The organism is Pseudomonas sp. NPDC087614, from assembly GCF_044743485.1.
GTDB lineage: Bacteria > Pseudomonadota > Gammaproteobacteria > Pseudomonadales > Pseudomonadaceae > Aquipseudomonas > Aquipseudomonas baetica_A.
Map to the genome: position 1 here is coordinate 1 of NZ_JBIUWN010000184.1, position 1,699 is coordinate 1,699.

At 48.1% G+C, this 1,699-nt stretch carries 3 protein-coding genes; all 3 read right to left on the reverse strand.

The window, feature by feature from the left end:
• Nucleotides 1-209: 209 nt before the first annotated feature.
• Nucleotides 210-521: a hypothetical protein gene (locus ACIOWA_RS27950; RefSeq protein WP_401162929.1), complete on the reverse strand. Its 312-nt coding sequence runs from the start codon at nucleotides 519-521 to the stop codon at nucleotides 210-212.
• 286 nt (nucleotides 522-807) lie between these two features.
• Nucleotides 808-1,248 carry a hypothetical protein gene (locus ACIOWA_RS27955; RefSeq protein WP_401162930.1) on the reverse strand — a complete coding sequence of 147 codons (441 nt, stop codon included), beginning with the start codon at nucleotides 1,246-1,248 and terminating at the stop codon, nucleotides 808-810.
• 1 nt (nucleotide 1,249) lies between these two features.
• A partial coding sequence (locus tag ACIOWA_RS27960; protein ID WP_401162931.1) for an EndoU domain-containing protein occupies nucleotides 1,250-1,699 on the reverse strand: 450 nt, incomplete at its 5' end.

The window sequence follows — 1,699 nt, forward strand, 5'->3', positions numbered from 1 at the left end:
AGGCAGCGGAGACTGGGAAAAATTGGAGAAAGCTCTGCGCGATGAGGTGCATCATCAGGCGCAGAGCCTGGAGTAGATTTGTGGGGATCCCTCAGGGTCTGCCCCCCATTTACCATTAGAATTTTTTTCTAATCTCTTCGCCCTCGCGACCGGACCGGACCGGACCGGACCGGACCGGACCGGACCGGAAAATGATGTACAAGGGCAGGTCATTTCAATAGCTGATCCGGAACTGCTCTGCCTGTTTGGACATCAACACTATAGCTACCACCATCCCATCTATAAGCTTTAAGCTGCCCTCCTTCCATGAAAATATTGGTAAATGGGTCCCCATCAGAATCAAAATCAGAACTCACCTGCCAAACGACGCTTCCCGCGCCATCAATCAAAAAAACATTTCTCGCGCACTCCATCAAACCATACAACGCTTCCTGACCCAGGCGATCAAGCAGTACAACACTTCGCAAGTCCGAAACGGGGATGGCTTTTGAAATTGAGTCCAGTCCGATAACTCTATTCATCGCAAGCTCCTTGAAACTCCAAAACTTTCATCTGGTATCTTACTCAGCAACTGATACTGAACTCCACCTTTACTGCTTGCTCCAAATTGCGGCTGAGCCGCCACGCGCCCTACTTGCATATTAGTCCCCGGAGGAACAGAAACTTCCGCAACCTGCGTTGGGACTTTCGGCAATGCCAAATGCTGTTGAATCTGTTCAGGTGTCATGCCTGCAATTTCGTCCCCCCTTACTAAAAATGCTCCTTGAGGGTTATCGACAGTAGGGATCCCTCAGGGTCTGTCCCCATTTACCACCCAAAAAACCACCTCTTCAAAAGCATTTTTTCCAGATCCAGCACAGATAACAGCCCCACATTACTTTTCGTCATTTTTGCACTTTCAATAGCAACGTTAATCGGAACTGAATACTTTGACACATCCAAACCGAGGCTAACCATGGACCTAATGGCATCCAATGCCGCACACGTTACTTCCTCACTTTCGCGAGACATTACCTCAAGCAACACATAAAGCGCCCGCTCTTCAGCAACGTCTCCCATTGATTCACACATGCGTAAAACCCAGCACTCGCTCTTATCTCTTACAGACGACAAAAGAATCGACCAGTCATCTTCGGAAAAATCGTCCAACATATCTGAAGCTTCAACAATTGCGACATCGGACCAATAATCGATTGGAAATTCATCTATCGCAAACCGACCAATCAACTCATCATATTTCTTATACATATTATTGCCCCATAAAATTTTGTGCCGAAGCACAACCTGCGCCACAAGGATAACCTGCCGTCACATTATCACCCACTTTAACAACCTCAACCTTAACGCCATTGACCGTGGATTGATAGAGAGACGCTCCATCCGAAGTCCTTGTTGCCACCGGCTTGGCACCCCCAACAAGCTTGACGGCGTTAATTGTTTGCGCATCAGTCCAACTCTCCGGAAACAGCGTACTCTTTTTTATATTAGAAAGAGCACCGTCCTCGAACTGAGTTACGAATTTCATCTGCCTTGAACCGTCAGCATAAGTGCTCACCACTTCCACTGCAAAATCCGGGTGCAAATTATCAAAAAACCCACTGTGGCGGCGTTTTTCAAGGTTGTTGTCGCGTCGCCGTCTAACTATGCCGCTCTTTTCTCGGTCTGCTGCTGCCGATCCGGGTTCAACATCACAGTGCCC